Source organism: Streptomyces sp. CB00316 (genome assembly GCF_001905595.1).
Taxonomy (GTDB): domain Bacteria; phylum Actinomycetota; class Actinomycetes; order Streptomycetales; family Streptomycetaceae; genus Streptomyces.
Genome location: NZ_LIXI01000005.1, coordinates 13,810 through 39,853, shown reverse-complemented (window position 1 = coordinate 39,853; position 26,044 = coordinate 13,810). Strand labels below are relative to the sequence as shown.

Annotated in this window: 5 protein-coding genes; all 5 read right to left on the bottom strand. The window is 73.8% G+C overall.

Annotated elements, in window-relative coordinates:
- Nucleotides 1-25: 25 nt before the first annotated feature.
- From AMK21_RS14845 to AMK21_RS14825, 5 genes are read right to left on the bottom strand one after another with little or no spacing between them, the layout of a single operon-like run.
- Nucleotides 26-850, bottom strand: a complete 825-nt coding sequence (locus tag AMK21_RS14845) for a mycofactocin-coupled SDR family oxidoreductase (protein WP_073878022.1) — start codon at nucleotides 848-850, stop codon at nucleotides 26-28.
- 45 nt (nucleotides 851-895) lie between these two features.
- Nucleotides 896-1,597 carry a thioesterase II family protein gene (locus AMK21_RS14840; protein ID WP_073878020.1) on the bottom strand — a complete coding sequence of 234 codons (702 nt, stop codon included), beginning with the start codon at nucleotides 1,595-1,597 and terminating at the stop codon, nucleotides 896-898.
- Between the two features lie 50 nt (nucleotides 1,598-1,647).
- Complete coding sequence (locus AMK21_RS14835; protein WP_143194867.1) at nucleotides 1,648-10,485, bottom strand: non-ribosomal peptide synthetase; 8,838 nt, start codon at nucleotides 10,483-10,485, stop codon at nucleotides 1,648-1,650.
- The gene (locus tag AMK21_RS14830; protein WP_073878017.1) at nucleotides 10,482-18,260 is read right to left on the bottom strand and encodes a non-ribosomal peptide synthetase; all 7,779 of its coding nucleotides are present in this window, start codon (nucleotides 18,258-18,260) and stop codon (nucleotides 10,482-10,484) included. The genes AMK21_RS14835 and AMK21_RS14830 overlap by 4 nt, the downstream gene beginning before the upstream one ends.
- Nucleotides 18,257-25,951, bottom strand: coding sequence for a non-ribosomal peptide synthetase (locus tag AMK21_RS14825; protein WP_073878015.1), 7,695 nt, complete (start codon nucleotides 25,949-25,951; stop codon nucleotides 18,257-18,259). The genes AMK21_RS14830 and AMK21_RS14825 overlap by 4 nt, the downstream gene beginning before the upstream one ends.
- Between the last annotated feature and the right edge of the window lie 93 nt (nucleotides 25,952-26,044).

Below are 26,044 nucleotides of genomic sequence, written 5' to 3'. Positions count from 1 at the left end.
GTTCCCTTGGCATGGTTGCGATGCCTCACCGGGCGGTGAAGCCACCGTCGACGGTGAGCACGGAGCCGGTCACCTGCCGGGACTCGTCCGACGCCAGCCACAGGGCGGCGCCCGCGACGTCCTCCGGCTCGATCAGCGAGTTCATCGGCTGCGACTGGACGAAGGTCTCCTCGTGCTCGGCGACCGGCAGGTCGAGCGAGCGAGCGATCTCGGAGAGCATCCGGCCCTCGGCCTGGCTGTCGTCCCGGATCGACCCGGGGCACAGGGCGTTGACCCGGACCTTCAGCGGCGCGTAGTCGAGCGCGGCCGCCTTGGTCAGGCCGATCAGCCCGTGCTTGGAGGCCACGTACCCGGAGAAGCCGCGGTAGCCGACCAGTCCCGCGGTGGAGGCCACGTTGATCACGCTGCCGGACCGCTGGGCGGTCATCACAGGGGCGACGAGAGAGGTCAGGCGCCAGGCGCCGGACAGGTTGACGTCGATCATCACCTGCCACTCCTCCTCGGTGACCTCGTGGGCCGGCTTTCCCGAAGGCGCCGCGATCCCGGCGTTGTTGACCAGCGCGTCGACGCGGCCGAAGCGCTGCACGACCTGGTCCACGGCGGACCGCAGAGCGGCGCGGTCGCGCAGGTCGGCCTCCGCGACGAGGACGGCGGCGCCCTCACGGCGGCACAGCTCCGCAGTGTGCGCGAGCTGGCTCGCGGTCCCCAGGGGGTAGGGGACGCTCTCGATGTCCGCGCAGACGTCGAGCAGCGCCAGATCGGCGCCCTCCCGGCTGAACGCGAGCGCGCAGGCCCGGCCGACGCCGCGTGCGGCTCCCGTCACGATGACGGTCTTTCCTTGCAGACGCACCAAGTCTCCTCGGGTTGGGGCGGCCGACCGACTCTTCCTGGTCGTTCAGCCGGGGCAGACGTCCGCGAGAACCCGGATCAGGGCCTCGGTGTTGTCGACCAGGTACATGTGGCCGCCCTCGACCTCGGCGAGGTCGAACTCCTTGCTGGTGGCCTTGCTCCACTCCATTGCCTGGTCAGGGGTGACGAGGGCGTCGCCGCTGCCGCGCACGGAGGTGATCGGGACGGGCAGCGGCTCGTCGGAGAGCGCGAGGTAGCTCTCGTGCATCTCGACGTCGGCCCGCAGCGAGGGCAGCAGCAACTCCCGCATCTCCGGGTCCTCCAGGGCGTCGTGCCGGTATCCGGCGAACTCCTTCACCCGCTCCAGGAATCCGTCGTCGTCGAGCCCGGCGGCGCCGTTCTCCCGCCGGGTCCAGGGGCCGGGCGACCCGCTGACGACCAGCCGGGCCGGCTCGACGCCTTCGGTGGCGGCCAGCCGGTGGGCGAGCTCGTACGCCAGCACCGCGCCGAGGCTGTGCCCGAAGATGACGACCGGGCCCGCGCCCGTGACCCGCTCCAGCACCTCGGGCAGCAGTCCCTCGACCGCCACGGCCACGTCCCGGTAGGGCTCTTCGGCGAACCGCTGTTCGCGCCCCGGGAGCTGGACGGCCACCACGTCGAACCGGTCGCCGCAGAGCGGCACCCAGGGGCGGAAGACCGAGGCCCCCGCCCCGGCGAACGGGATACAGAGAAGCGTCGTTTTCGGCATGTTCCATCCTTCTGTCTGCTGTGGGGCGGTCGGCGGCGGGCCCTGGGGCGTCACGCGTCGGCCTCCCGGGGGGATTCGGCGAGCTTCTTGGACAGCACCGCACCGATCTCGGCCAGCGGCTGCGGGCCCATCAGGTCGTTGTGCGCCACGGCCACGTGGTGGACCTCCAGCTCACCCTCCACGTGGTGCAGCCAGGCGTCCGGCTCGCCCGCCGGGTCGACGGTCGCGGCGAACATCACCGCGCCCGCCCGGCAGCGGCCGGTGGCCGAACCGGCCTCGGCCCGGACGCTGTTGGCCATCACGCGCTGGAGGCGGCGCAGTTGACCGACGGACAGGCCGGCGATCTCCTTCCCCGAGGACCGCATCGCGGCCGCGACCCGGTCGAACTCCACGGGTCCGTCGAGCTCGGACGCCTCCATGCCGATGGCCACGAGGACGCCCGCGAGGAAGTCCTGCTCGGAGAACGGCTCGACCGCTTCCGTCGCGTCACGCGGGTAGGCGTCCAGCAGCGCGAGCAGCTCGACCCGCTGTCCCGCGGCCTCCAGGTGCTGGGCCATGGCGTGGGCGATCCGCCCGCCGAGCGACCACCCCAGGAGCCGGTAGGGGCCCTCGGGCTGTACGGCGCGGACGCGCTCCACGTAGTCGGCCGCCATCTCCTCGACGGAGTCCGGCAGCGGCTCGTCCTCGGCGAGGCCGGCCGCCTGGAGGCCGTACAGTCCGACCTCCGGGGGCAGGTGCTCCGCGAGTTGGGCGTAGGGCCAGCTGAGCCCGCCGAGCGGGTGCACACAGAACAGCGGCGCTCCGGTGCCCCCGGCGCTCAGGGGCAGCAGCCGGCTGAGCGGGCCCGCCGCGTCGGCGGCGGCGAGACGGACCGCCAGAGCGGCCGCGGTCGGTGCCTCGAAGATCGAGACCACCGACATCTCGGCTCCCAGCCGGTCCCGGACCCGGCTGATGAGCTTGGTCGCGAGCAGCGAGTGGCCGCCCAGCTCGAAGAAGTTGTCGTCGACGCCGACCGTGTCGTGCCCGAGCAGTTCGGCGAAGATCGAGCAGAGCTCCGCCTCGGCCCCCTCTCGCGGGGCGCGGCCCGGCTGCCGCTCCAGAAGCCGGGGCGCGGGCAGCGCCTTCCTGTCGACCTTCCCGTTGGGCGTGACCGGAACGGCGTCGATCACCGTGTAGTGCGCGGGCACCATGTGGGCGGGCAGCATCCCGGCCAGGTGGTCGCGCAGTTCGACGGGCTCCGGCAGGTCCCCCGGCCGCACCGGCGTGACGTAGGCGGCGAGGACGGGCCCGGCGGCGCCCGCCGTGTGCACGGTCACGATCGCGCTGCCCACCCGGGCGTGCTGGGTGAGGGCGTGCTCGATCTCGCCCGGTTCGACCCGCTGGCCGCGGATCTTCACCTGGTCGTCCGTGCGGCCGAGGAATTCGATCACCCCCTCGCGGGTGACCCGGGCCAGGTCGCCGGTGCGGTAGAGCCGGGAGCCGGGCGGGCCGTAGGGGTCGGCCACGAACCGTTCCGCGGTCAGGCCGGCACGGCCCCGGTAGCCGTGCGCCAACTGCACCCCGCCCAGGTACAGCTCGCCGGCCGTGCCGATCGGCGCCGGGGCGAGAGCGGTGTCCAGGACATAGGTCCGGGTGTTCCAGATCGGCCTGCCGATCGGGACCACGGCGGCTTCGGAACCGGTGGCGCAGTCCCACGCGGTGACGTCCACCGACGCCTCCGTCGGCCCGTAGAGGTTGTGCAGCCCGGCCGGCAGCACCGAGCGGAAGCGGGTGCGCAGGCCGGACGGCAGGGCTTCGCCGCTGCACAGGACACGGCGCAGCCCGGTGCAGCGGGCTGCCTCGGGTTCGGCGAGGAACACCTCCAGCATGGAGGGGACGAAGTGGGCGGTGGTGATGTGCTCGTCCTGGATCAGCCGGGCGAGATAGCCGGCGTCCCGGTGGCCGCCGGGCCGGGCCGCGACCTGCGCCGCCCCGGTCAGCAGCGGCCAGAAGAACTCCCAGACCGACACGTCGAATCCGGACGGCGTCTTCTGGAGCACACGGTCGTCCGGGCCGAGCCGGTAGGCGTCCTGCATCCACAGCAGCCGGTTGACGATTCCCCGGTGCGGGACGAGGACGCCCTTGGGGCGGCCGGTCGAGCCCGAGGTGTAGATCAGGTACGCGGGGGAGTCCGGCAGTGGTCCGGGCAGGGCGCCCGGCCGGGTCACCGGCTCCTCGTCCGCGCCGGGGCCGTCGAGCACGATCAGCCGCGCGGCGAGGTCCTCCGCGCCGCCGGGCAGGCCCTTACGCGCCTCGACGGTGCTGATCACGGCGGCCGGGGCCGCGTCGTCCAGCATGTAGGCGATCCGCTCGGCCGGGTAGTCCAGCTCGATCGGCAGGTAGGCCGCACCGGCCCGGACCACGGCCAGGAGGGCGACGGTGAGGGCGGTGGAGCGGGGTACGGCGACGGCGACGACGTCTCCGGGGCGTACGCCGCGGTCCGTGAGGAGGGCTGCGAGGTGTGCGGAGCGCGTGTCCAGTTCGGCGTAGGTGAGCCGGTCGTCCTCCGCCACCAGTGCGAGCGCGTCCGGTGTGCGCGCGGCCTGTGCCGCGAACAGGGCGGGGATCGTCTGTGCCTCGGCGCCCGGCTCCAGCTCCCGGGCCGTGGCGTTCCACCCGTTAAGCAACTGGTCGCGTTCGGCGGGGTCGAGGAGGTCGATGCCGCCGAGCGGCGCCAGGGGGTCGGCGACGCCCGCGCCGAGGAGCCGGACGAGCCGTTCGCCGATCCGCCGGACCGTGTCCTCGTCGAACAGGTCCGCGCTGTAGTCGAGCGTGACGTCGATGCCCGCCGGGGCGCCGTCGAGGTCGGTGCGTTCGACGAAGTTGAAGCCGAGGTCGAACTTGGCCGCTCCCGTCTCCCCGTCCAGCGGACGCGCCACCAGGCCGGGCAGGTCCAGGGACGCCACCGCGTTGTTCTGCAGGACGATCATCACCTGGAACAGCGGATGCCGTGCCATCGACCGCGACGGCTGCAACGCGTGGACCAGCTGCTCGAACGGCAGGTCCTGGTGCGCGTACGCGGCCAGGTCCGTGGCCCGGACCCGGTCCACCAGCTCACCGAACCCCGGGTCCCCCGACACGTCGGCCCGCAGGACCAGCGTGTTGATGAAGAAGCCCACCAGCTCGTCCAGTGCCGCGTCCGTACGGCCGGCGATCGCCGTCCCCAGCGGAACGTCCGGACCCGCGCCCAGCCGTGACAGCAGGCCCGACACGCCCGCCTGCAGCACCATGAACAGGCTCGACCGCGACGACCGCGCCAGCCCCACCAGATCCCGGTGCAACCGCGCACCCAGCTCCACTTGGACCGAACCCCCGCGATAACTGGACACCGCCGGTCGCGCCCGGTCCGCCGGGAGGGTCAACTCGTCCGGCAGGTCGGCCAACGCCTCGCGCCAGTAGGTGAGTTGTCGGGTGATGGGGGAGTCCTGGTCGTCCTCGCCGCCGAGGACCTCGCGCTGCCACAGGGCGTAGTCGGCGTACTGCACCGGCAGTGGATCCCAGTCGGGGGCCGTGTCCGTGGTCCGGGCGCGGTAGGCCCGTCCCAGGTCCCGTGCCAGGGGGGCCTGGGACCAGCCGTCCCCGGCGATGTGGTGCACCACCACGCACAGCACGTGCTCGTCCGTCGAGACCCGGAACAGCCACACCCGTACCGGCAGGTCCACCGACAGGTCGAACCCGGCCGACGCGGCGGCGCCCACCGCCGCACTCACGCCGGCGGCCTCGACGTCCACCACCTCGAAGGGCACCACCGCGTCGTCCGCGGCGACCACCTGCTGCCAGGGTTCGCCCTCGGCGTCCGGGAACACCGTCCGCAACGACTCGTGCCGGCCCACCACGTCGCCCAGCGCCGCACGCAGTGCCGCCACGTCCAGCACACCCGACAACCGCACACCCAGCGGAATGTTGTACGTCCCGCTCGGGCCCTCCATCCGGTTCAGGAACCAGAGCCGCCGCTGGGCGAACGACAGCGGCACCCGAACCGGACGCTCCATCGGGACCAGCGCGGCACGCCCGCCCGCCGACGAACCCACCACCCGCTCCGCCAACGCCACCACCGTCTGCGCGTCGAAGATGTCCCGGAAGGGGAGCTCGATGCCGAACAGCGAACGGACGCGGCTGACCAGCCGGGTGGCGAGCAGCGAGTGCCCGCCGAGGTCGAAGAAGCTGTCGTCGATCGACACCGACTCCACGCCCAGCAGTTCGGTGAACAGGTCGCAGAGCGTCCGCTCGACGTCGTTGCGCGGGGCGCGTGCCGTGCCGAGCTGCGGATCGGGCAGCGCCGCACGGTCGATCCGGCCGTCCGCCGTGTACGCGAGCGTGTCGACGCTCACGCAGAGCGCGGGCACCGTGTGGTGCGGCAGCTCGGCGGCGGCGTGTGCCAGCAGCGCCGACGTGTCGACCGGGGCGGCCGGGTCGGCGGGGACGACGTACGCCACCAGCGCGGGCCCGCCCGTGGGGCCGGAGCGCGTGGTCACGGCCGCCGCGGCGACGGCGGGGTGCGCGGTCAGGACGCGCTCGACCTCGCCCGGCTCGACGCGCCTGCCGTCGAGCGCGAGCCGGTCGTCGACCCGGCCGAGGAGCTCGATCGTCCCGTCGCGGGTGACCCGGGCCAGGTCGCCGGTGCGGTGGAGCCGGGAGCCGGGCGGGCCGTAGGGGTCGGCGACGAAGTGTTCCGCGGTCAGGGCGGCACGGCCCCGGTAGCCGTGCGCCAGTTGGACGCCACCGACGTAGAGCTCTCCCGGACTGCCCGGGGGCAGGGGGGTGAGGTGGGCGTCGAGCACCAGCGCGCGGGTGTTCGGGACGGGCCGGCCGGCCGGCGCGTACGCGCCTTCGGTCCCTCCGTCGGCGGACCACGCGAGGGTGTCGAACGACGCCTCGGCGGGGCCGTGCAGGACGTGCAGCCGCGCCTCGGGCAGATGGGCCCGGAACCGGGCGGCCAGACCGGGAGGGAAGGGCTCGCCGTCGACCAGGACGCGACGCAGCCCGGTGCAGCCGGCGGTCTCGGGTTCGGCGAGGAACGCCTCCAGCACGGAGGGCGCGAAGTGGACGGTGGTCACGGCGTCGCGGCGGATCTGCCGGGCCAGGGCGACCATGTCGCGTCCGCCGCCGGGCGGGACGGTCACCTGGGCCGCACCGGTCACCAGCGGTGCCAGCACCTCCCGGACCGAGGCGTCGAGATCGGCCGGCGCCTTGTGCAGGACCCGGTCCTCGGGTCCCAGGGCAAGGACGTCCCGCATCCACAGCAGCCGGTTCACCAGGCCCCGGTGCGGCACGAGGACACCGCGCGGGACGCCCTCCGGGTCGGCGGTGTGCACCAGGTACGCGGGGGAGTCCGGCAGCGGTCCGGGCAGGGCGCCCGGCCGGGTCACCGGCTCCTCGCCGGCGCCAGGGGCTCCGGAGGCGTCGAGCACGAGGACGGGGGCCCCGGTGTCCCGCAGGGCCGCCGGTCCGTCCGGGGCGGTGAGGACCACGGCGGGCGCCGCGTCGGCTACAAGGGCGCGGTGGCGGGCGGCCGGGTGGTCCGGGTCGACGGGCAGGCACACGGCACCGGCCCGCAGCACCGCCAGGAGGGCGACGGTGAGGGCGGTGGAGCGGGGTACGGCGACGGCGACGACGTCTCCGGGGCGTACGCCGCGGTCCGTGAGGAGGGCTGCGAGGTGTGCGGAGCGCGTGTCCAGTTCGGCGTAGGTGAGCCGGTCGTCCTCCGCCACCAGTGCGAGCGCGTCCGGTGTGCGTGCGGCCTGTGCCGCGAACAGGGCGGGGATCGTCTGTGCCTCGGCGCCCGGCTCCAGCTCCCGGGCCGTGGCGTTCCACCCGTTCAACAGCTGCCGCCACTCGTGCGAGGCGAGCAGGTCGAACTGGCTGATGGGCATCGCCGGGTCGGCGGCCCCCAGGGTCAGCATACGGACCAGGCGCTTGCCCAGGTCCGTCACCGTGTCCTCGTCGAACAGGTCCGCGCTGTACTCCACCGTGACGTCGATGCCCGCCGGGGCGCCGTCGAGGTCGGTGCGTTCGACGAAGTTGAAGCCGAGGTCGAACTTGGCCGCTCCCGTCTCCCCGTCCAGCGGACGCGCCACCAGGCCGGGCAGGTCCAGGGACGCCACCGCGTTGTTCTGCAGGACGATCATCACCTGGAACAGCGGATGCCGTGCCATCGACCGCGACGGCTGCAACGCGTGGACCAGCTGCTCGAACGGCAGGTCCTGGTGCGCGTACGCGGCCAGGTCCGTGGCCCGGACCCGGTCCACCAGCTCACCGAACCCCGGGTCCCCCGACACGTCGGCCCGCAAGACCAGTGTGTTGATGAAGAAGCCCACCAGCTCGTCCAGTGCCGCGTCCGTACGGCCGGCGATCGCCGTCCCCAGCGGAACGTCCGGACCCGCGCCCAGCCGTGACAGCAGGCCCGACACGCCCGCCTGCAGCACCATGAACAGGCTCGACCGCGACGACCGCGCCAGCCCCACCAGATCCCGGTGCAACCGCGCACCCAACTGGAGCGGGACCAGACCGCCGCGGTAGCTCGACACGGCGGGCCGCGCCCGGTCCACCGGCAGGTTCAGCTCGTCGGGGATCCCGTCGAGGGCGGTGCGCCAGTAGGTGAGTTGTCGGGTGATGGGGGAGTCCTGGTCGTCCTCGCCGCCGAGGACCTCGCGCTGCCACAGGGCGTAGTCGGCGTACTGCACCGGCAGTGGTTCCCAGTCGGGGGCCGTGTCCGTGGTCCGGGCGCGGTAGGCCCGTCCCAGGTCCCGTGCCAGGGGGGCCTGGGACCAGCCGTCCCCGGCGATGTGGTGCACCACCACGCACAGCACGTGCTCGTCCGTCGAGACCCGGAACAGCCACACCCGTACCGGCAGGTCCACCGACAGGTCGAACCCGGCCGACGCGGCGGCGCCCACCGCCGCACTCACGCCGGCGGCCTCGACGTCCACCACCTCGAAGGGCACCACCGCGTCGTCCGCGGCGACCACCTGCTGCCAGGGTTCGCCCTCGGCGTCCGGGAACACCGTCCGCAACGACTCGTGCCGGCCCACCACGTCGCCCAGCGCCGCACGCAGCGCCGCCACGTCCAGCACACCCGACAACCGCACACCCAGCGGAATGTTGTACGTCCCGCTCGGGCCCTCCATCCGGTTCAGGAACCAGAGCCGCCGCTGGGCGAACGACAGCGGCACCCGCACCGGACGCTCCATCGGGACCAGCGCGGCACGCCCGCCCGCCGACGAACCCACCACCCGCTCCGCCAACGCCACCACCGTCTGCGCGTCGAACAGGGCGCGTACCGGCAGCTCGATCTCGAAGACGCCCCGGATCCGGCTGACCAGCCGGGTGGCGAGGAGCGAGTGCCCGCCGAGGTCGAAGAAGTTGTCGTCGATCGACACCGACTCCACGCCCAGGACCTCGGCGAAGAGGCCGCACAGCATCTCCTCGTGCGGGGTCCTGGGGGCCCTGCCCCCGGCGGGGGCGGCGCTCAGGTCGGACACCGAAGCCGCGCCGTTCGCCCGCGGCGCGGCGGGCCGCCAGCCGGCGGGGAGGGCGATGGTCTCCAGCACCTCGGCGACCGGCCGTGCGCCGTCCGAGACGACGGTCGCGAGGAGCGCCCGCAGACCGGCGAGGAGGCCGGCCGCGGTGTCCTCGGTGAACAGGCCGCCGCGGAAGCCCAGGCGCAGTTGGAGGCGTCGTCCGGGTACGGCGATGAGGGTCAGCGGGTAGTGCGTGGCGTCGGACCCCGAGGTGCCGGTGATCGTGAGGTCGCCGAGCGAACCCCCCATCGTGTCCGCGTCCACCGGATAGCTCTCGAAGGCGACCAGGCTGTCGAAGAGTTCGCCGTGTCCGGCGGCGCGCTGGATCTCGGTCAGGCCGATGTGGTGGTGGTCCAGCAGCGCCGACTGTTCGTCCTGGACCCGCAGCAGGAGCGCCCGCAGCGACTCGGCCCGGTCCAGGCGGACGCGCACCGGCACGGTGTTGATGAACAGCCCGACGATGTTCTCGACGGCCTCGATCTCCGGCGGGCGGCCGGAGACGGTCGCGCCGAACACGATGTCGTCGCCGTCCGTGAGCCGGGCCAGCTGCAGGCCCCAGGCGACCTGCACCAGGGTGTTGACCGTGACGCCGAGCCTGCGGGCCAGCCCGGTCAGCTCCGCGCTGTGCTCCTCGGTCAGATCGACGCTGAGCTGACCGGGCAGGTCCGAGACGGTGTCGTCGGCCTGCGGGGCGACCAGGGTGGGGCCGGCGAGCCCGTCGAGCGCCGCCCGCCACCGCTCCAGCCCGGCCTGCTTGTCCTGGCGGCGCAGCCAGGCCAGGAACAGCTTGAACGACGGGGCGGGCGGGAGGCCCTCGGCCCGGCCGCCGCGCCGGTAGAGCTCGAAGAGCTCGCCCAGGACGATGGGCATCGACCAGCCGTCCAGGAGGATGTGGTGGCAGTTGAACATCAGCCGCCAGGAGCGTTCGCCCAGGCGTACCACCGTGAACCGCAGCAGCGGGGGGTCGGAGAGGTCGAAGCGCACCGTCTCCTCCGCCGCCGACAGGCCGGCCAGGCGGGTGCGCCGTTCGTCCTCGTCCAGCCCGGACAGGTCGTGCGCGAGGACCGGGGTCTCGAACGCGCGCGGCACCACCTGCACCGGGCGGCTCAGGTTCTCCGTCAGGAAGCCGGCCCGCAGCGTGCTCCGGCGGATCAGCAGCGCCCGTACCGCCTCGCGGAAGACGTCCAGGTCGAACGGCCCGTCGAAGTCGACGGCCAGCCGCACGGTGTAGACGTCGAGCGCGTCCTCGTCGTACGTCGCGTGGAAGAGCATGCCCTCCTGCAGCGGCGCGAGCGGCAGGATGTCCTCAAAAAGATCCTTGCGGGTCACCGGGTCTTCCTCCACTCAGCTTCCAGTACCCCGAGTTCGTCGAGTCCGAGGTCGATCAGTGACAGGTCCGAGGGAGCGAGTCCGGCCGGCTCCCCCTCGCCCGCGTGCTCCGCGAGAGCGGTGAGCGCGCGGAACCAGCCCTCGGCGAGAGCGTGTACGTCGTCGTGGCCCAGCAGACGGCGCGGCCAGGACCAGTTGGCCACCAGGCGTGGGCCGTTCACGTCGTCCTGGACCAGGACGTTGAGGGACAGCGCGTGCGGGGCCGGCATACCGGGGTCCCCCCCGAGGTGCCGGAGCACGTCACCGTCCGCGGACATGGTCCAGCCCTCGGCGCCGGGGCGCTCCTGCTGCCCACCGCCTTCCCGCGCCTCGGCGACCGCCGCTCGGCCCAGGTAGTTGAAGCCGAACTGGGCGGAGCCCAAGGAGGCCAGCGCCTCACGGGTGTGCGGGTTGAGGTGGCGCACCAGGCCGAAGCCGAGGCCCTCGTCCGGCATCCGCCGCAGTGTGTCCCGGACCCGGTCGAGGGCCTTGCGCAGGGCGGCGGGATCGCTCAGGACGCGCCCCCAGGACACCGGCCCGAGGTCGAGGCGCACAGGTGCCAGGGAGGTGAACCAGCCGACCGTGCGGGACAGGTCGAGGTCTTCCCCGGGCGGGACCTGCCTGCCGTGGCGCTCGACGTCGACCAGCACCTCGGTGCCCGCTCCGAGACCGCGCCGGCGGCGCCAGTCGGCCACCGCGAGGGTGAACGCCGTCAGGAGCACGTCCTCGACTCCGGCGTTCATCGAGGCGGGGACCTGGGTCAGAAGCGGTTCGGTGGCCGCCTCCGGCAGGGTCATGACGAGAGCGGTCTGCGTCCCCATGGTGTCGAGGGCGGGGTCGAGGGGATGTTCCGTGACCGGTACGTCCCCGTCGGCGAGCTGGTCGGTCCACCAGGCGACCTGCGCGGCGCGGGCGGGTTCCGCGGCGAGCTCGGTGAGCCACTGCGCCCAGCGACGCCACGAGGTGCCGACCGGCTGCGGTTCGGCCTGCCGCGATTCGTGCGCCGCCTGCCACGCCTCCGCGAGGTCCGGGACGAGGATCCGCCAGGACACCCCGTCGACGGCGAGGTGGTGGCCGACGAGCAGCAGCCGGCCGGGCTGCCCGGGTCCGGCGTCGAACCACACGGCCCGCACGGTCGTGCCCTCGGCCGGGGAGAGGGCGGCGACGGCCCGCTCCGCCTCCTCGGCGATCAGCGCCCGCACCTTCTCGGCGTCCGCGCCGCCGACGTCGACCCGGCTGACGCACTCGGCGGGGTCCACCGCACCGCGCGGCCGGACCTCGCAGGACCAGGCCCCGTCGTCGACCGTCAGCCGCAGCCGCAGCGCGTCGTGGTGGTCGAGCACGGTCCCGAGGGCGGATGTCAGCGATGGCAGGGTGACCTCGGCGGGCGTGCGCAGGAGGACGGACTGGTGGAACCGCTCTATGCGGCCGCCCATGTCCCGCAGCCAGTGGGTCATCGGGGTGAGGGGCACGTCGCCGATCCCGGCGTCGGGATCCTGCGGGGGCAGTTGGTCGACGGTGCGCGCGACCGCGGCGAGCCCGGCGACCGTCTTGTGCTCGAACACGTCCCGGGGCGTGATCACCAGCCCGGCCCGGCGGGCCTCGCCCACCAGCTTGATGGAGACGATGCTGTCGCCGCCCAGCTCGAAGAAGTTGTCGTCCGCGCCCACGTCGGACAGCGAGAGCACCGCGCCGAACACCTCGGCCAGCACCCGCTCGGCATCCGTGGCCGGGTCCCGGCTGTCGCCCGACCCGGTGAACTCCGGTGCGGGCAGAGCCGCCTGGTCCAGCTTGCCGTTCACGGTCAGCGGCAGGGCGTCCACCGACACGAACGCCTGGGGCACCATGTACTCCGGGAGCCGGTCGGCCGCCCACGCCCGCACGGCGGCCAGGTCGAGGGCCGTCCTGGCGCCGGGGACCACGTAGCCGACGAGCTGCCGGACGCCGGGCCGGTCCTCGCGGACGACGACCGCCGCGCCGTCCACGCCGTCGCAGCCGGCGAGCACGGACTCGATCTCGCCGAGCTCGATGCGGAAGCCGCGCAGCTTGACCTGGTCGTCGTGGCGGCCGACGAACTCCAGCTGCCCGTCGGCCCTCCACCGCACCACGTCACCGGTGCGGTACAGCCGTTCGCCGGGGCCGCTGAAGGGGTGTGCCACGAACCGCTCGGACGTCAGCCCGGGGCGGCCGAGATATCCGCGGGCGAGTCCCGCCCCGGCCACGTACAGCTCCCCAGGAACGCCCACCGGGCACGGGTTCAGCGCGGCGTCCAGGACGTACACGCGGGTGTTGTCGATGGGCCCGCCGATGGGCGGGGTGACCGATCCGTCGACCGGGCTGCTCGCCGTGGCGCAGACGGTCGTCTCGGTCGGGCCGTAGGCGTTGATCACCGTGCGGCCGGGCGACCAGCGGGCCGCCAGCTCCCGGGGGCACGCCTCGCCCGCGGTGACCAGCGTCAGGCCGGCGGGCGCGTCCCGCGGGTCGGCCCCGGACAGCGCGGTCGGGGTGAGGGTGGCGTGGGTGATCCCCCCGGCGGTCAGGAAGTCGGTGAGGCCGGAGCCCAGGACCGGTCCGTCGGCCGGGGTCAGGACCAGTGCGGCCCCGTTGAGCAGGGCCATGACGGTCTCCCACGCGGAGGCGTCGAAGCTGGGCGCCGCGAACTGCCCGACGCGGCTGTCGCCGCCGACGCCCAGCCGGTCGGCCTGCCAGGCGGCCAGGCTGCCCAGCCCCCGGTGGGTGACGCAGACGCCCTTGGGCCGTCCGGTGGAGCCGGAGGTGTAGATGACGTAGGCGGGATGGTCCGTCGAGAGCCGTGCCCGGCGGTCCGCGTCGGTGACCTCGGCCCCCGAGAGCGCGGCGAGGGCCGCCAGCGTCCCGGGACTGTCGAGGACGAGTGTCGCGGCGGCGTGGTCGGGCAGGAGGGGGACCAGGTCGGTGACCGTGACCACGAGCGTGGGGGCGCTGTCGCCGATCATGTAGGCGATGCGCTCGGCGGGGTGGTTCGGGTCGACGGGCACGTAGGCCCCGCCGCTGGTCATCACGGCCATCAGCGCGGTGGTGAGTTCGACCGACCGGGGCAGGACCAGGGCGACCCGGTCCTCCGGCCCGACGCCGTGTCCGACGAGCAGCCGGGCCAGCCGGTTGGTCCGGTCGGCCAGCGCGGCGTAGTCGGTCGTGACGCCGTCGCCGACCACCGCGGGCCGGGCGGGGTCGGCGGCGGCCCGCCGGGCGAACAGCTCCGGGACGGTGCCCGCGGCCACCGGCCGGTCGCTGTCGTTCCAGCCGACGAGGAGCTCTTCGCGCTGGGCCGGCGCCAGGATGTCCAGGCCGCTCACCGGACGGGACGGGTCCGCGACGGCGGCGCGCAGCAGGGCGATGAGGTGTCCGACGACGCGCTCCGCGCTGTCCCGGTCGAACAGGTCGGTGCTGTAGTTCAGGATGCCGGATATCCGGCCGGAGGCGGTGTCCTCGGCGAGGCTGAGCTCCAGGTCCACCTTGGCCACCGGAAGCAGCATGTCCTGGGCGGTGACCCGCAACCCGGGCAGTTCCAGGTCCCCCGAGGCGTTGTTCTGGTACGCGATCAGCACCTGGAACAGCGGGTTGTGCGACAGCGAGCGGTCGGCGCCGACGAGGTCGACCAGCCGCTCGAAGGGCAGGTCCTGGTGCGCGTACGCGCCCAGGGCGGTGGCGCGGGCCCGGCGCAGCAGCTCGACGAAGCTCGGGTCGCCCGACACGTCGGTGCGCAGCACCAGGCTGTTGACGAAGAACCCGACGAGGTCGTCGGTCGCGGCGTCCATCCGGCCCGCGACGGGCGTCCCGAGGGGGATGTCGGTCCCGGCGCCGAGACGGGAGAGCAGCGCGGCCATGGCCGCCTGGAAGACCATGAACGGCGTGGTGTCGCTCTTGGCGGCGAGCTTGCGCAGGGCCTCGCCCAGCTCGGCGTCGAGGGTCACCGGCACGACGGCGCCCCGGTGGGAGGCGACCGGCGGCCGGGGCCGGTCGGCCGGGAGGGCGAGTTCCTGCGGGGAGCCGGCCAACTGCTCGGCCCAGTAGGCCCGCTGGACGGCGGCGAGGCTGTTCTCGTCCTGCTCGTCGCCCAGCAGTTCACGCTGCCACAGGGTGTAGTCGGCGTACTGCACGGAGAGCGGCTGCCACTGCGGCGCCGCGCCTTCCAGCCGGGCCCGGTATGCCTCGCCGAGGTCCCGGGCCAGGGGGGCCTGCGACCAGCCGTCCCCCGCGATGTGGTGCACGAGGACGCAGAGCACGTGCTCGTCCGGGGCGGTCCTGAAGAGCCAGGCCCGCACCGGCAGGTCGTGGGCGAGGTCGAAGCCGGCCGAACCGGCCGCGTCCAGCGCGGCGTACAGCCCCGCCTCGGGTACGTCGGAGACCTCGATGTCCACCGTCGCCGTTTCGGCAGGGAGGACGTGCTGCCACGGCTCGCCGTCGGTGTCCGGGAACACGGTGCGCAGCGACTCGTGGCGGGTCAGGAGATCCCCGAACGCGGCCCGCAGCGCCGCCACGTCCAGCGTGCCGGAGAGCCGTACGGCGAAGGGGATGTTGTAGGTGGCGCTCGGTCCCTCCATCCGGTTGAGGAACCACAGCCGACGCTGGGCGAACGACAGCGGCACCCGTTCCGGCCGGTCGGCCGGGTGCAGCGGCGGCCGGGCGGAGGAGGGCGTGTCCAGGAGCCTGGTCGCCAGGCCGGCCACCGTGGGCTCCTCGAAGACCCGCCGGATCGGCAGTTCGACGCCGAGCACCGAGCGGACCCGGCTGACCAACCGGGTGGCGAGCAGCGAGTGCCCGCCGAGCTCGAAGAAGTTGTCGTCGACCGACACCGAGGGCAGGCCGAGCACTTCCTCGAACAGCCCGCACAGCAGTTCCTCGTGCGGGGTGCGCGGCGCCCTGGAGTCCTCCGTGCTGTGCGCGGGAACCGGAAGCGCCTTCGTGTCGATCTTGCCGTTCGTGGTCAGCGGCAGCGCGTCCAGGACGACGATCGGCCGGGGCACCATGTACTCCGGGAGCCGGTCGGCCGCCCAGGCCCGCAGCGCCTCGGGGTCGGCTGTGGCGCCCGCGGCGGGCACGGCGTACGCGACCAGGCGGCGGAAGCCGGGCCGGTCCTCCCGGACCAGGACGGCGACCTGCCCGACGGCGTCGCAGCCGGCGAGCACGGACTCGATCTCGCCGAGCTCGATCCGGAAGCCGCGCAGCTTGACCTGCCCGTCCCGGCGCCCGACGAACTCCAGCACCCCGTCCGCACACCAGCGCACCACGTCACCCGTGCGGTACAGCCGCTCGCCGGCCGCGCCGTAGGGGTGCGCGACGAACCGCTCGGACGTCAGCCCGGCCCGGCCCAGATACCCCCGGGCCAGGCCCACCCCCGCCACGTACAGCTCTCCCGGGACGCCGACCGGGCACAGCCGCAGATCGCCGTCGAGGACGTAGACCCGCTTGCCGTCGAAGGGGTGGCCGATCGGGACCGGGTCCGGCACGGGTTCGCGTGAGGTCAGCGGGTGCGCGGCGGCGATGACGGTGACCTCGGTCGGGCCGTAGGCGTCCACGACGGTGAGGCCGGGGCAGGCGTCCAGCACCTGGCGGACCGACGCGGCGGGCACGGCCTCGCCGCCGGCCCACACCTCGCGCAGCGGCCGGAGCGCCTCGGGGGCCTCGGCGGCGATGAGCCGGAACAGGCCGGTGGTGAACAGCGCCGCGGTCACCCGGCCCTCGGCGATGGTCCGCCCGATCGTGGCCAGGTCCAGGTCGCCGGGCGGGCCGACGACCAGGGTTCCGCCGTTCAGTAGCGGGATCCACATCTCGTACGTCGACGCGTCGAACGCGTGGGCCGAGTGCATCAGCACCCGTTCCTGCGCGCCGCCCGCGAACCGGCTGTCGGCGGCCAGGTCCGCGATGCCGCGGTGGGTGATGGCGACGCCCTTCGGCCGTCCCGTGGAGCCGGAGGTGTACATGACGTAGGCGATCCGCTCCGCGCCCGGCGGCATCGGCACGCCGCCCTCGGGGACCGGGTGGCGCTCCGGCAGGTCGCCCTGCTCCAGGACCAGCGACGTCCCGCTGTCGCTCAGCACATCCTCGCGCCGGGAGCGCGGCCAGCGGTGGTCGACGGGGACGTACACCGCGCCCGCGCGCAGTACGCCCAGCACCGCCAGCACGAAGTCGACGGACCGGTCCATGGCGATGCCCACGGGCTCCTCGGGCCGCACCCCGCGGTCGAGCAGCCAGGCGGCGATCTCCTCGACGCGCCGCGACAGCTCCGCGTACGTCCAGGTCCGGTCGCCGCGGACCACGGCCGGGTGGTCGGGGGCCTCGGCGGTCCGCAGGGCCAGCAGCTCCGGCAGGGTGCGCGCGGGGGCGGGGACGGGAGCGGGGTTCCAGGTCTCAAGGAGCCGCTCGCGCTCGGTGGGGCCCAGCAGTTCGATCGCCCGCGCGGCCCCGGAAGGGTCGTCGGCGAAGGCGTGGAGCACCGTCGTCAGCCGCTTGCTGAAGTTCTCGATCTCGCTCTCGCCGAAGGCGTCCGAGCGGTAGGTGAAGCGCAGTTCGAGCGAGTCGCCGGGGATGACCATGAGGGCGAGCGGGTAGTGCGCGCCGTCGGTGGAGAAGAAGCCGGCCACCGAGAGGCCGCCGGGCAGGGTCAGGGCTGCCGGGTCGACCGGGAAGTTCTCCAGCACGGTGAGGGTGTCGAACAGATCGCCGTGCCCGGACACCCGCTGGATCTGCGCCAGACCGAGGTGCTGGTGGGCCATCAGCGCGCCCTGCTCCTGCTGGAGCCGCTCGCAGAGCGTGCGGAGCGAGTCCTCGCGCCGGATGCGGACCCGCACGGGCACGGTGTTGAGGAAGAGCCCCACCATGGTGTGCACGCCGGGGATCTCCGGGGAGCGCCCCGCGAGCGTCATGCCGAAGGTGACGTCCCGGCGGTCGGTGAGCCTGCTCAGCACCAGCCCCCAGGCGGCCTGGACCACGGTGTTCAGGGTGATGCCGAGTTCACGGGCCCGCTCGGTCAGCCGGCGCGTGGTCTCCGGCGCCAGGTGGACGCCGACCTTGCTGGGCAGCACCGTGGTGGAGCGGTCGTCGGGCATCGCGGCGAGCAGGGTCGGCTCGTCGAGCCCCTCCAGCGCGTCCTTCCACGCCGCGACGGCCCCCTCCCGGTCCTGCCGGGCGAGCCAGGCCAGGTGGTAGCGGTAGGGGGTCACCTCGGGCAGCGCCGAGGCGTCGCCGCCCGCCGCGTAGATCTCGAACAGCTCACGGACCAGCACCGGCGCCGACCAGCCGTCGAGCAGGATGTGGTGGTTGGTCACCAGCAGCCGGTGCCGGCCCTCGGCGACCCGGATCACGGTGAACCGGAGCAGCGGCGGGGTACGCAGGTCGAAGCGGGCGGCACGGTCGCGCTCGGTGAGGTCGCGCAACGCCGGTTCCCGCTCCTGCGCGGGCAGTTCGCTCAGGTCGAACGTGTGCCAGGGGAGGTCGGCGGTCTTCGGGACGAATTGGAGGGGCCTCGGGCCGTCGTGCCGGAACCCGGCGCGCAGGTTGCCGTGCCGCTGCAGCAGGGCCTGGGCGGCGGCGCGCAGGGTCGGTACGTCGAGCGGGCCGTCGATGTCCAGGCCGAGCTGCATGACGTAGACGTCCGGTCCCGAACGGTCGTCGTACTGGGCGTGGAAGAGCAGCCCTTCCTGCAGCGGGGTGAGCGGCAGTACGGCTTCCAGTGACGCGTTGTCCTTCGTGCTCATTCCGAGGAGCTCCATTCCGACGCGAACTGATCGAGTTCGTCCTGGGAGACCAGGTCCATGTCCCAGGCGCCACCGGCGGCCGCGGCCGGCTTCGCGGCGTCGCCCGGCTCCGGCACGGCCATCGCGGCGATGGCCCGTACGGTGCGGTGGGCGAACACGTCCTGCGGGCTGAACCGCAGCCCTTCGGCGCGGGCGCGGCTGACGAGCTGGATCGAGATGATGCTGTCGCCGCCCCTGCGGAAGAAGTCGTCCTCCGCACCGACCCGGGGGAGCCCCAGCACTTCGGCGAAGAGCCGGGCGACGGTGTGCTCCTGGGGGGTCGCGGGCGCCGCGTCCGAGGCGGCGGCCGCGTCTGGTGCGGGCAGCGCCTTGTGGTCGAGCTTGCCGTTCGGCGTGACGGGCAGGGCGTCCAGCAGCACCAGGGCGGCGGGGACCATGTGCTCGGGCAGCCGCTCGGCGAGCGCGCTTCGCAGTTCGGCCACCAGTGCGCCGCTGCGGCGGCCGACGAGCGGGTCGTTGGCGTACCGCGCCGGGACCGCGTCCGGGAGGTACAGGTCCCGATAGGCGGGCACCGCGCCGTCGCCGCCGGGCACGAACACCGCGTCCAGCCGCCCGTCCTCGGCTCCGGCCGCCCAGGTGACCAGCGCCCGGTAACCGGCGGGGGTACCCGCCTCGTGCAGGGCCGTGACGTCGACGTCCTCGGGCTCCGGGGCGCCGGTCACCCGGGCCGCCGCCGCCAGGTCCGCGCGCAGTCTGCCGTTGGGCACCCCGGTGACGCGCAGTCCGGCCGGGCGCTCCTCGCGCAGCCGGGCGGCGATGCCGTCGAGGCCCCCGACGCTCTCCCAGGCGACGGCGGGCGTGTTCGCGAGGGAGACCGGGGCGGTGGGCCGCTTGTGCAGCACCACGTCGTAGCGGTAGCGGCTGAGTTCGTTGGCGTACGAGCCGCGCTTGACGCGGACGTCCGCACCGCCGAAGCCCTCCAGCGTCGTGGCGAGGGTGTCGAACAGAGCGGGGTCCACGAGGAGTTCCGTCTCCCGCTCGACGGCCCGGTCGACCGCCTGCCGGATGGCGTCGGCGTCGTCCCCGGGAGCCTCGACGAGGTGGACGGCGGTGCGCATACAGCGCAGCAGCCGCAGGTCGCGGAGGTCGCCGAGGAAGACCGTCCCGGTGTCGCCGAGCAGGGCGAACGCCTGGGAGATCACCTCGGTGAGGTAGTCCAGGCCCGGGAAGTACTGGGCCACCGAGTTGATGACGACGGTGTCGAAGGTGCCGGCCGGCAGGTCGCCGAGCAGATGCGCCGGGGTGGCGGTGAACCGGGTCCGCTCCGCCAGTACCGGATCCTCGGCACTCTGCCGCCGCAGGGTGGAGATCACCTCGCCGGACAGGTCGGTGCCCCAGTAGAGCTCCACGTGGGGGGCGACCGGCGCCATGATCAGTCCGGCGCCGACGCCGATCTCCAGCACCCGGCGCGGCGCGAGCTCCAGAATCCGTTCGACGGTGGCCGCCCGCCAGGCCCGCATCTCGTCTTCGGGCAGCTCCGAACCGTCGTAACTGCTGTGCCAGCCGCTGAAGTTCTCGCCGAGCGGCGGGCCGTCCGCGCGGTCCGACGCGCTGTAGACCTCGTCGTTGATGACCTGCCACTTCTCGACCTGGTCGGCCTCCAGGCCGGTGTCCCGGGCTTCGGCCGCGGTGTCGGCGGGCACCACATATCCGATCAGCCTGCGGTCGCCGGGCCGGTCCTCACGGACCACGACGGCGGCCGAGGCCACCTGCGGCTGATCGGTCAGAGCGGCGGTGATCTCGCCCAGCTCCATCCGGAAGCCGCGCAGTTTGACCTGGTCGTCGGCGCGGCCGAGGAACTCCAGCTGCCCGTCGGCACGCCACCGCACCACGTCCCCGGTGCGGTACATCCGCTCGCCCGGCGGGCCGAACGGCGTGGCGACGAATCGTTCGGCGGTGAGTGCCGGGCGGCCGAGATAGCCGCGGGCCAGGTTGACGCCGCAGACGTACAGTTCGCCGAGGACGCCGGCCGCGACCGGGCTGAGCTTCGCGTCCAGCACGTAGACCCGGGAGTTGGCGATCGGGGTGCCGATGGGCGGGGTGAGCGCTCCGGAGAGCGGCTCGCTCATCGTGGCGCACACCGTGGTCTCGGTCGGGCCGTAGGCGTTGATCATCCGGCGGCCGGCCGACCACACGCCCGCCAGCTCCGCCGAGCACGCTTCACCGGCGACCGTCAGCACCGTGTCCGCCGGCACGGAGGCCGGGTCGAGGCCGGTCAGCGCGATCGGGGGGATCGTGGCGTGGGTGATCCGGTGCTCGGTCAGGAACCGGCCCAGCTCCTCGCCGAGCAGCAGGCCGCGGTCGACGGGCAGCACCAGGGCCGCGCCGCTGAGCAGGGCGATGCAGGTCTCGGACACCGCGGCGTCGAAGCTCGGCGCGGCGTACTGGACGACCCGGCTGTCCGCCCGGACCGCGAAGCGTTCGGCCTGCGCGGCGGCCAGGTTGCCGATGCCGCCGTGCGTCACCACGACGCCCTTGGGCAGCCCGGTCGATCCCGAGGTGTAGATGACGTACGCGGCGTGGCCGGGGGCGGCGGGCTTCCGGCGGTCCGCGTCCGTGAGAGGGTCCGCGGGCCGCGCCGCGACCGCGCCGGAGGTCGCCGCGTCGTCCACCACCATGCGGCGCACCGCGGGTATCACCTCCGCGGCCATGTCCGCCACCGACCGGGTGGTCAGCAGCAGCGCGGGGGCGCAGTCGTCGGCCATGAACTCGACCCGCTCGCGCGGGTAGCCGGGGTCGACGGGCACGAACGCGGCGCCCGCCGTGACCACGGCGAGCTGCGCGACGAGGAGTTCCAGCGACTTCGGCATGACCAGCAGGACCCGGTCCTCCGCGCCGATGCCGTGCGTGATCAGGTGCCTGGCGAGCCGGTTGACCCGCGCGTCGAGGGCCTCGTAGGTCAGCTCCTGGCCACCCGCCACCACCGCGAGGGCGGCGGGGGTGCGCCGGACCTGGGCGGCGAAGAGCTCGGGCAGGGTGCCGGCGGGGGTCTCGCGCGCGGTGTCGTTCCAGGTGACGAGGATCCGCTCGCGCTCGCCGGCGTCCAGCACCTCCAGCTCGCTCAGCCGGCTGTCCGGCCGGGCCGTCGCCAGGTCCAGCAGCCGCGTCAGCCGGTCGATGAGCCGTGCGACGGTCGGCCGGTCGTAGAGGTCGGTCGCGTACTCGACCGCGCACGTCGTGCGGTCCGGTGCGCCGTCCTCGCCCGGCACCTCGCGGAAGTCGAAGAGCAGGTCCAGCTTGGCCGTGTGCGTGACGGCGGGTTCGATCCACGCGTCGAGACCGGGCAGCTCCAGGACCGGGGTGCGGTTGTTCTGGAATCCCAGGCCGATCTGGACGAGCGGGTGCCGGCCGGCCGAGCGCTCCGGGTTGACGGCCTCGACCAGGCGCTCGAAGGGCAGGTCCTGGTTGGCGAACGCGGCCAGGCCGTCCGTGCGGGCCTTCCCCAGGAGGTCCGCGAAGCTCGGGTCGCCCGACAGGTCGGTGCGCATCACCAGGGTGTTGACGAGGAAGCCGACCAGGTCGTCCAGGGCCTCGTCGGTCCGTCCGGCGATCGAGATGCCGAGCGGCACGTCGTTCCCCGCGCCGAGCTTGCCCAGCAGGGCGGCCAGGGCGGTCTGCACGACCATGAACGGGCTCACGTCGTGCTCGCGGGAGCACCGGGTCAGCTGCTGGTGCAGCTCGGGCGACAGGTCGAAGCGCAGGGTCTCGCCCCGGTACGACGCCACGGCTGGGCGGGGCCGGTCGGTGGGCAGGGTGACCTCTTCGGGCAGCCCCCGCAGGTACTTCCGCCAGAAGGCGAGCTGCCCGGAGATCGCGGAGTCGGGGTTCTCCTCGTCCCCGAGGATCTCGCGCTGCCACAGTGTGTAGTCCGCGTACGCCACCGGCAGCGGCTTCCAGTCCGGGAGTCCGCCGTGGCAGCGGGCGGTATAGGCGGTCTGCAGGTCGCGGGTGAGCGGGACCAGGGACCAGCCGTCGGCCGCGATGTGGTGCACCGGCATGAGCAGGGCGTGCTCCCGCTCCGGCAGGACGTACAGGTGGGCGCGGACCGGCGCCTCGGCGGACAGGTCGAAACCGACGGCGGCGCGTTCGGCCATGGCCGCCGCCAGCCGGTCGGAGGTGATCTCGGTCACCCCCATGAGCGGCGTGGCCTCCTCGGCGGACAGGACGTGCTGCCGCGGGGTCCCGTCGCGGTCGGGGAAGACGGTGCGCAGGCTCTCGTGCCGGGCGACCACGTCGCCGATGGCGGCCTGCAGGGCCGCCCGGTCCAGGTCGCCGTTCAGCCGCACCACCAGAGGGATGTTGTAGGTGCCCGCCCCGCCGTCGATCTTGTCGACGAACCAGAGCCGCAACTGGGCGAAGGACAGGGGGATCTCCTCCGGCCGGTCCATCGGTGCCAGCGGCCGGCGGGCCCGGGGCACGTCGCCGTTGCCGGCGAGCCAGGCGATCAGGGCCGCGGGCGTGGGAGCTTCGAACACGGTACGGATGGCGACCTCGACCCCGAACGCGGCGCGCACCCGGCTGACCAGCCTGGTGGCCAGCAGGGAATGCCCGCCCAGGTCGAAGAAGTTGTCGTCGAGGCTGACCGATCCGACGCCCAGGATCTCGGCGAACAGACCGCAGAAGATCTCCTCCTCCGGGGTGCGCGGGGGCCGGCCTCCGGCGGTGCCCGTCACGTCCGGGGCGGGCAGCGCCCGGGTGTCGAGCTTCCCGTTGCCGGTCAGCGGCAGCTCGTCCAGCTGCACGAACCAGCTCGGCACCATGTGCTCGGGGAGCGCGGCCGACGTGTGCTTGCGCAGGAACGCCACGTCCAGCTCGACCCGGCCCTCGGCCCCGCGGTCGCCCACGACGTAGGCCACCAGCCGCTTGTCGTCGGGGGTGTCCTCGCGGACGACGACCGCGGCCTGCCGGACGTCGGGGTGGCGCAGCACGGCCGCCTCGATCTCCCCCGGCTCGATCCGGAAACCGCGGATCTTCACCTGGTGGTCGGAGCGCCCCAGGTACTCCAGGTTCGCGCTGCCGTCGACGGCCCAGCGGGCCATGTCGCCGGACCGGTACATGCGCGTGCCCGCCGGGCCGAAGGGGTCGGCGACGAACCGGCTGCTGCTCAGTCCGGGCCGCCCCAGGTATCCGTCGGCCACCGCGGGCCCGCCGACGTACAGCTCACCGGCCACACCGGGCGGGGACGGGCGCAGGGCGGTGTCCAGGACGTAGACGCGCAGGTCCCGGATGCCGAGGCCGATCATGCTGCCGGAGCCGGACGTCGCGCACGCGGCGTCCAGGAGCAGCTCGGTGGTGTGCACCGTGGTCTCCGTGATGCCGTACATGTTGACCAGTCGCGGCGCGTCCTCGTCATGCCGCTCGTACCACTCGGCCAGCCTGCCGAACTCCAGGGCCGCGCCGCCGAAGACGACCAGGCGCAGGGCGAGGGCCTGACCGGTCTCGGGGGCGTCCCGGTCGGCCTGGACCAGCTGGTAGAAGGCCGAGGGCGTCTGGTTGAGCACGGTGACGCGCTCGCGCACCAGCAGCCGCAGGAACTCCTCGGGCGAGCGGCTCACGGCGTACGGCACCACGACGAGCCGTCCGCCGTGCAGCAGGGCGCCCCAGATCTCCCACACCGAGAAGTCGAAGGCGTAGGAGTGGAACATCGACCACACGTCGTCCGGCCCGAAGCCGGTCCACTCCCCGGCCTCCTCGAAGAGCCTGACCACGTTGCGGTGGGCGACGACGACGCCCTTGGGCCGGCCGGTCGACCCGGAGGTGTAGATGACGTACGCGGCCTGGTCGGCCAGGATCGGCCCGCCGCGTTCGCCGTCCTCGACCGCGGTGTCCGGCAGGGCGGCCAGCTCGGCCGTGGTCGCCGGGTCGTGCAGGGCGATCCCCGGGGCGCGCGCGGGCAGTTGGGCGAAGGTGTCGTGGCCGGTGGTGACCACGGCGGCGGGCTCGGCGTCGTCGAGCATGTAGGCCACGCGCTCGGCGGGGTACTCGGGGTCCACCGGCAGGTACGCCGCGCCGGCCTTGAGCGTCGCCAGCAGCGCCACGACGACGTCCACCGAGCGGGGCAGGGCCAGCGCGACGAGCTGACCGCGCCGGACCCCCCGGCCCAGCATCAGGCGGGCCAGGCGGTTGGAGAGCGCGTCCAGCTCGCGGTAGGTCAGCGACCGGGTGGCCGGGCCGTCGGGGCACACCACCGCCGTGCGGTCCGGGTGAGCGGCCACCGCGGCGGCGAACCGCTCGGTCAGGGTGGCGCGCCGGGCCGGCTCGGTGGTCCGGGCCGCGCCGCCCCAGTCGTCGACCAGCCGGGTCAGCGTCCGCGGCTCCACGAGGTCCAGGGCGCCGACCGGGCGGTCGGGGTGCGCGGCCAGCTCGCCGAGCAGGCGGATGATCCGGTCGTGGTGGCTCCGTACGGCGTCGGCGGTGTAGACGTCGGGGTTCGCCGAGACGTCGAGCTGGAAGCCGCCGTCCGGCCGGCCGACCACGATCAGTGAGAAGTCGTCGTCGTGCCCGGCCATCAGCGGGTGCAGGGTGGTGGGCACGCCCGCGAAGTGCAGGGTGGGCGAGACGACGTGCAGGTTGAGCCGTGGCCCGAGCAGCCGGCCGTCGGAACCCAGCAGCTTGAGATCGCGCCGCAGTTCCTCGTAGCGGTAGCGCTTGTGCCGGGAGACGGCCCTCATCCGCTGGTGCGCGTGGCGCACCAGCTCGCTCGCGGTCATGTCGGGGCGGACGGTCAGCCGCACCCCGACCACGTTGGACACCATTCCGGGCACGGCCCGTCCCGCGCCGGTCGTGCGGGCGGCGACGGACAGGGCGATCACCACGTCGCTCGTGCCGGTGACCCGGCTGGTGTACGCGGCGATGGCCGCGAGCATCGCGGCGGGCCAGCCGACCCGGCCGGCCCTCGCGGCGTCGCGGACCGCTTCGCCCACCTCGGCCGGCACGCTGCGGCTCTCCCGCACGAGTGCGGTCGGCAGGGCCGTCGGGCGGTCGCCGAGGCTCTCGGCGACCGGCTTGTCGGCGAACTCCTCGGTCCAGAAGTCCCGGTCGGCGGCGAAGGCGTCGGAGTGCTGGTACTCCAGCTCGTCCTCGACCAGTTCGCGCAGCGGGGGGAACGCGCCGTCCGCGGTGTCCTGCCCCGCGACGAGGCGGGTGTAGACGTCGGCCGCCCGTGACGCGATGAGGCTCGCGCCGAAGCTGTCCATGACCAGGTGGTGGTAGCGGTAGTAGAAGAAGAACCGGTTCTCGGCGACCTTGATGAGCGCGAACCGGTAGAGCGCGTCCGCGGTCACGTCCACGGCGGCGCCCGCGTCCGACCACATCCAGGTGTCGGCCCGCTCGCGCGGGCGCTCCTCGGCGGCGAAGTCCAGCACGTGCACGGGCTGTTCGGTCCAGTCGGTGATCGGCTCGATCACCTGCACCGGCCCGGACCCGTCGTCGACGAACCGTGCGCGCAGCGCCTCGGTCTCGGTGACGACCTGGCGCATCGCGGAGAGGAAGAGCATGGGATCGACGGCCCCCGCCATGTCCAGGTACAGGGCCGCGTTGAAGGTCGCGTTCCGGCCGCTCAGGCTCTGCGCGTACCAGATCCCGGCCTGGCCGGCGGTCAGCGGCAGAACCGTGGCTGACGAGTCAGACATCTGTCCTCTGTTTCTTCGGGCCAGGCCGACCTCGGAGTCGGTCGGTTTCGGGGGGTCGGCAGGCCCGTAGGCCCTCGGCTGTCCGCCATGCGT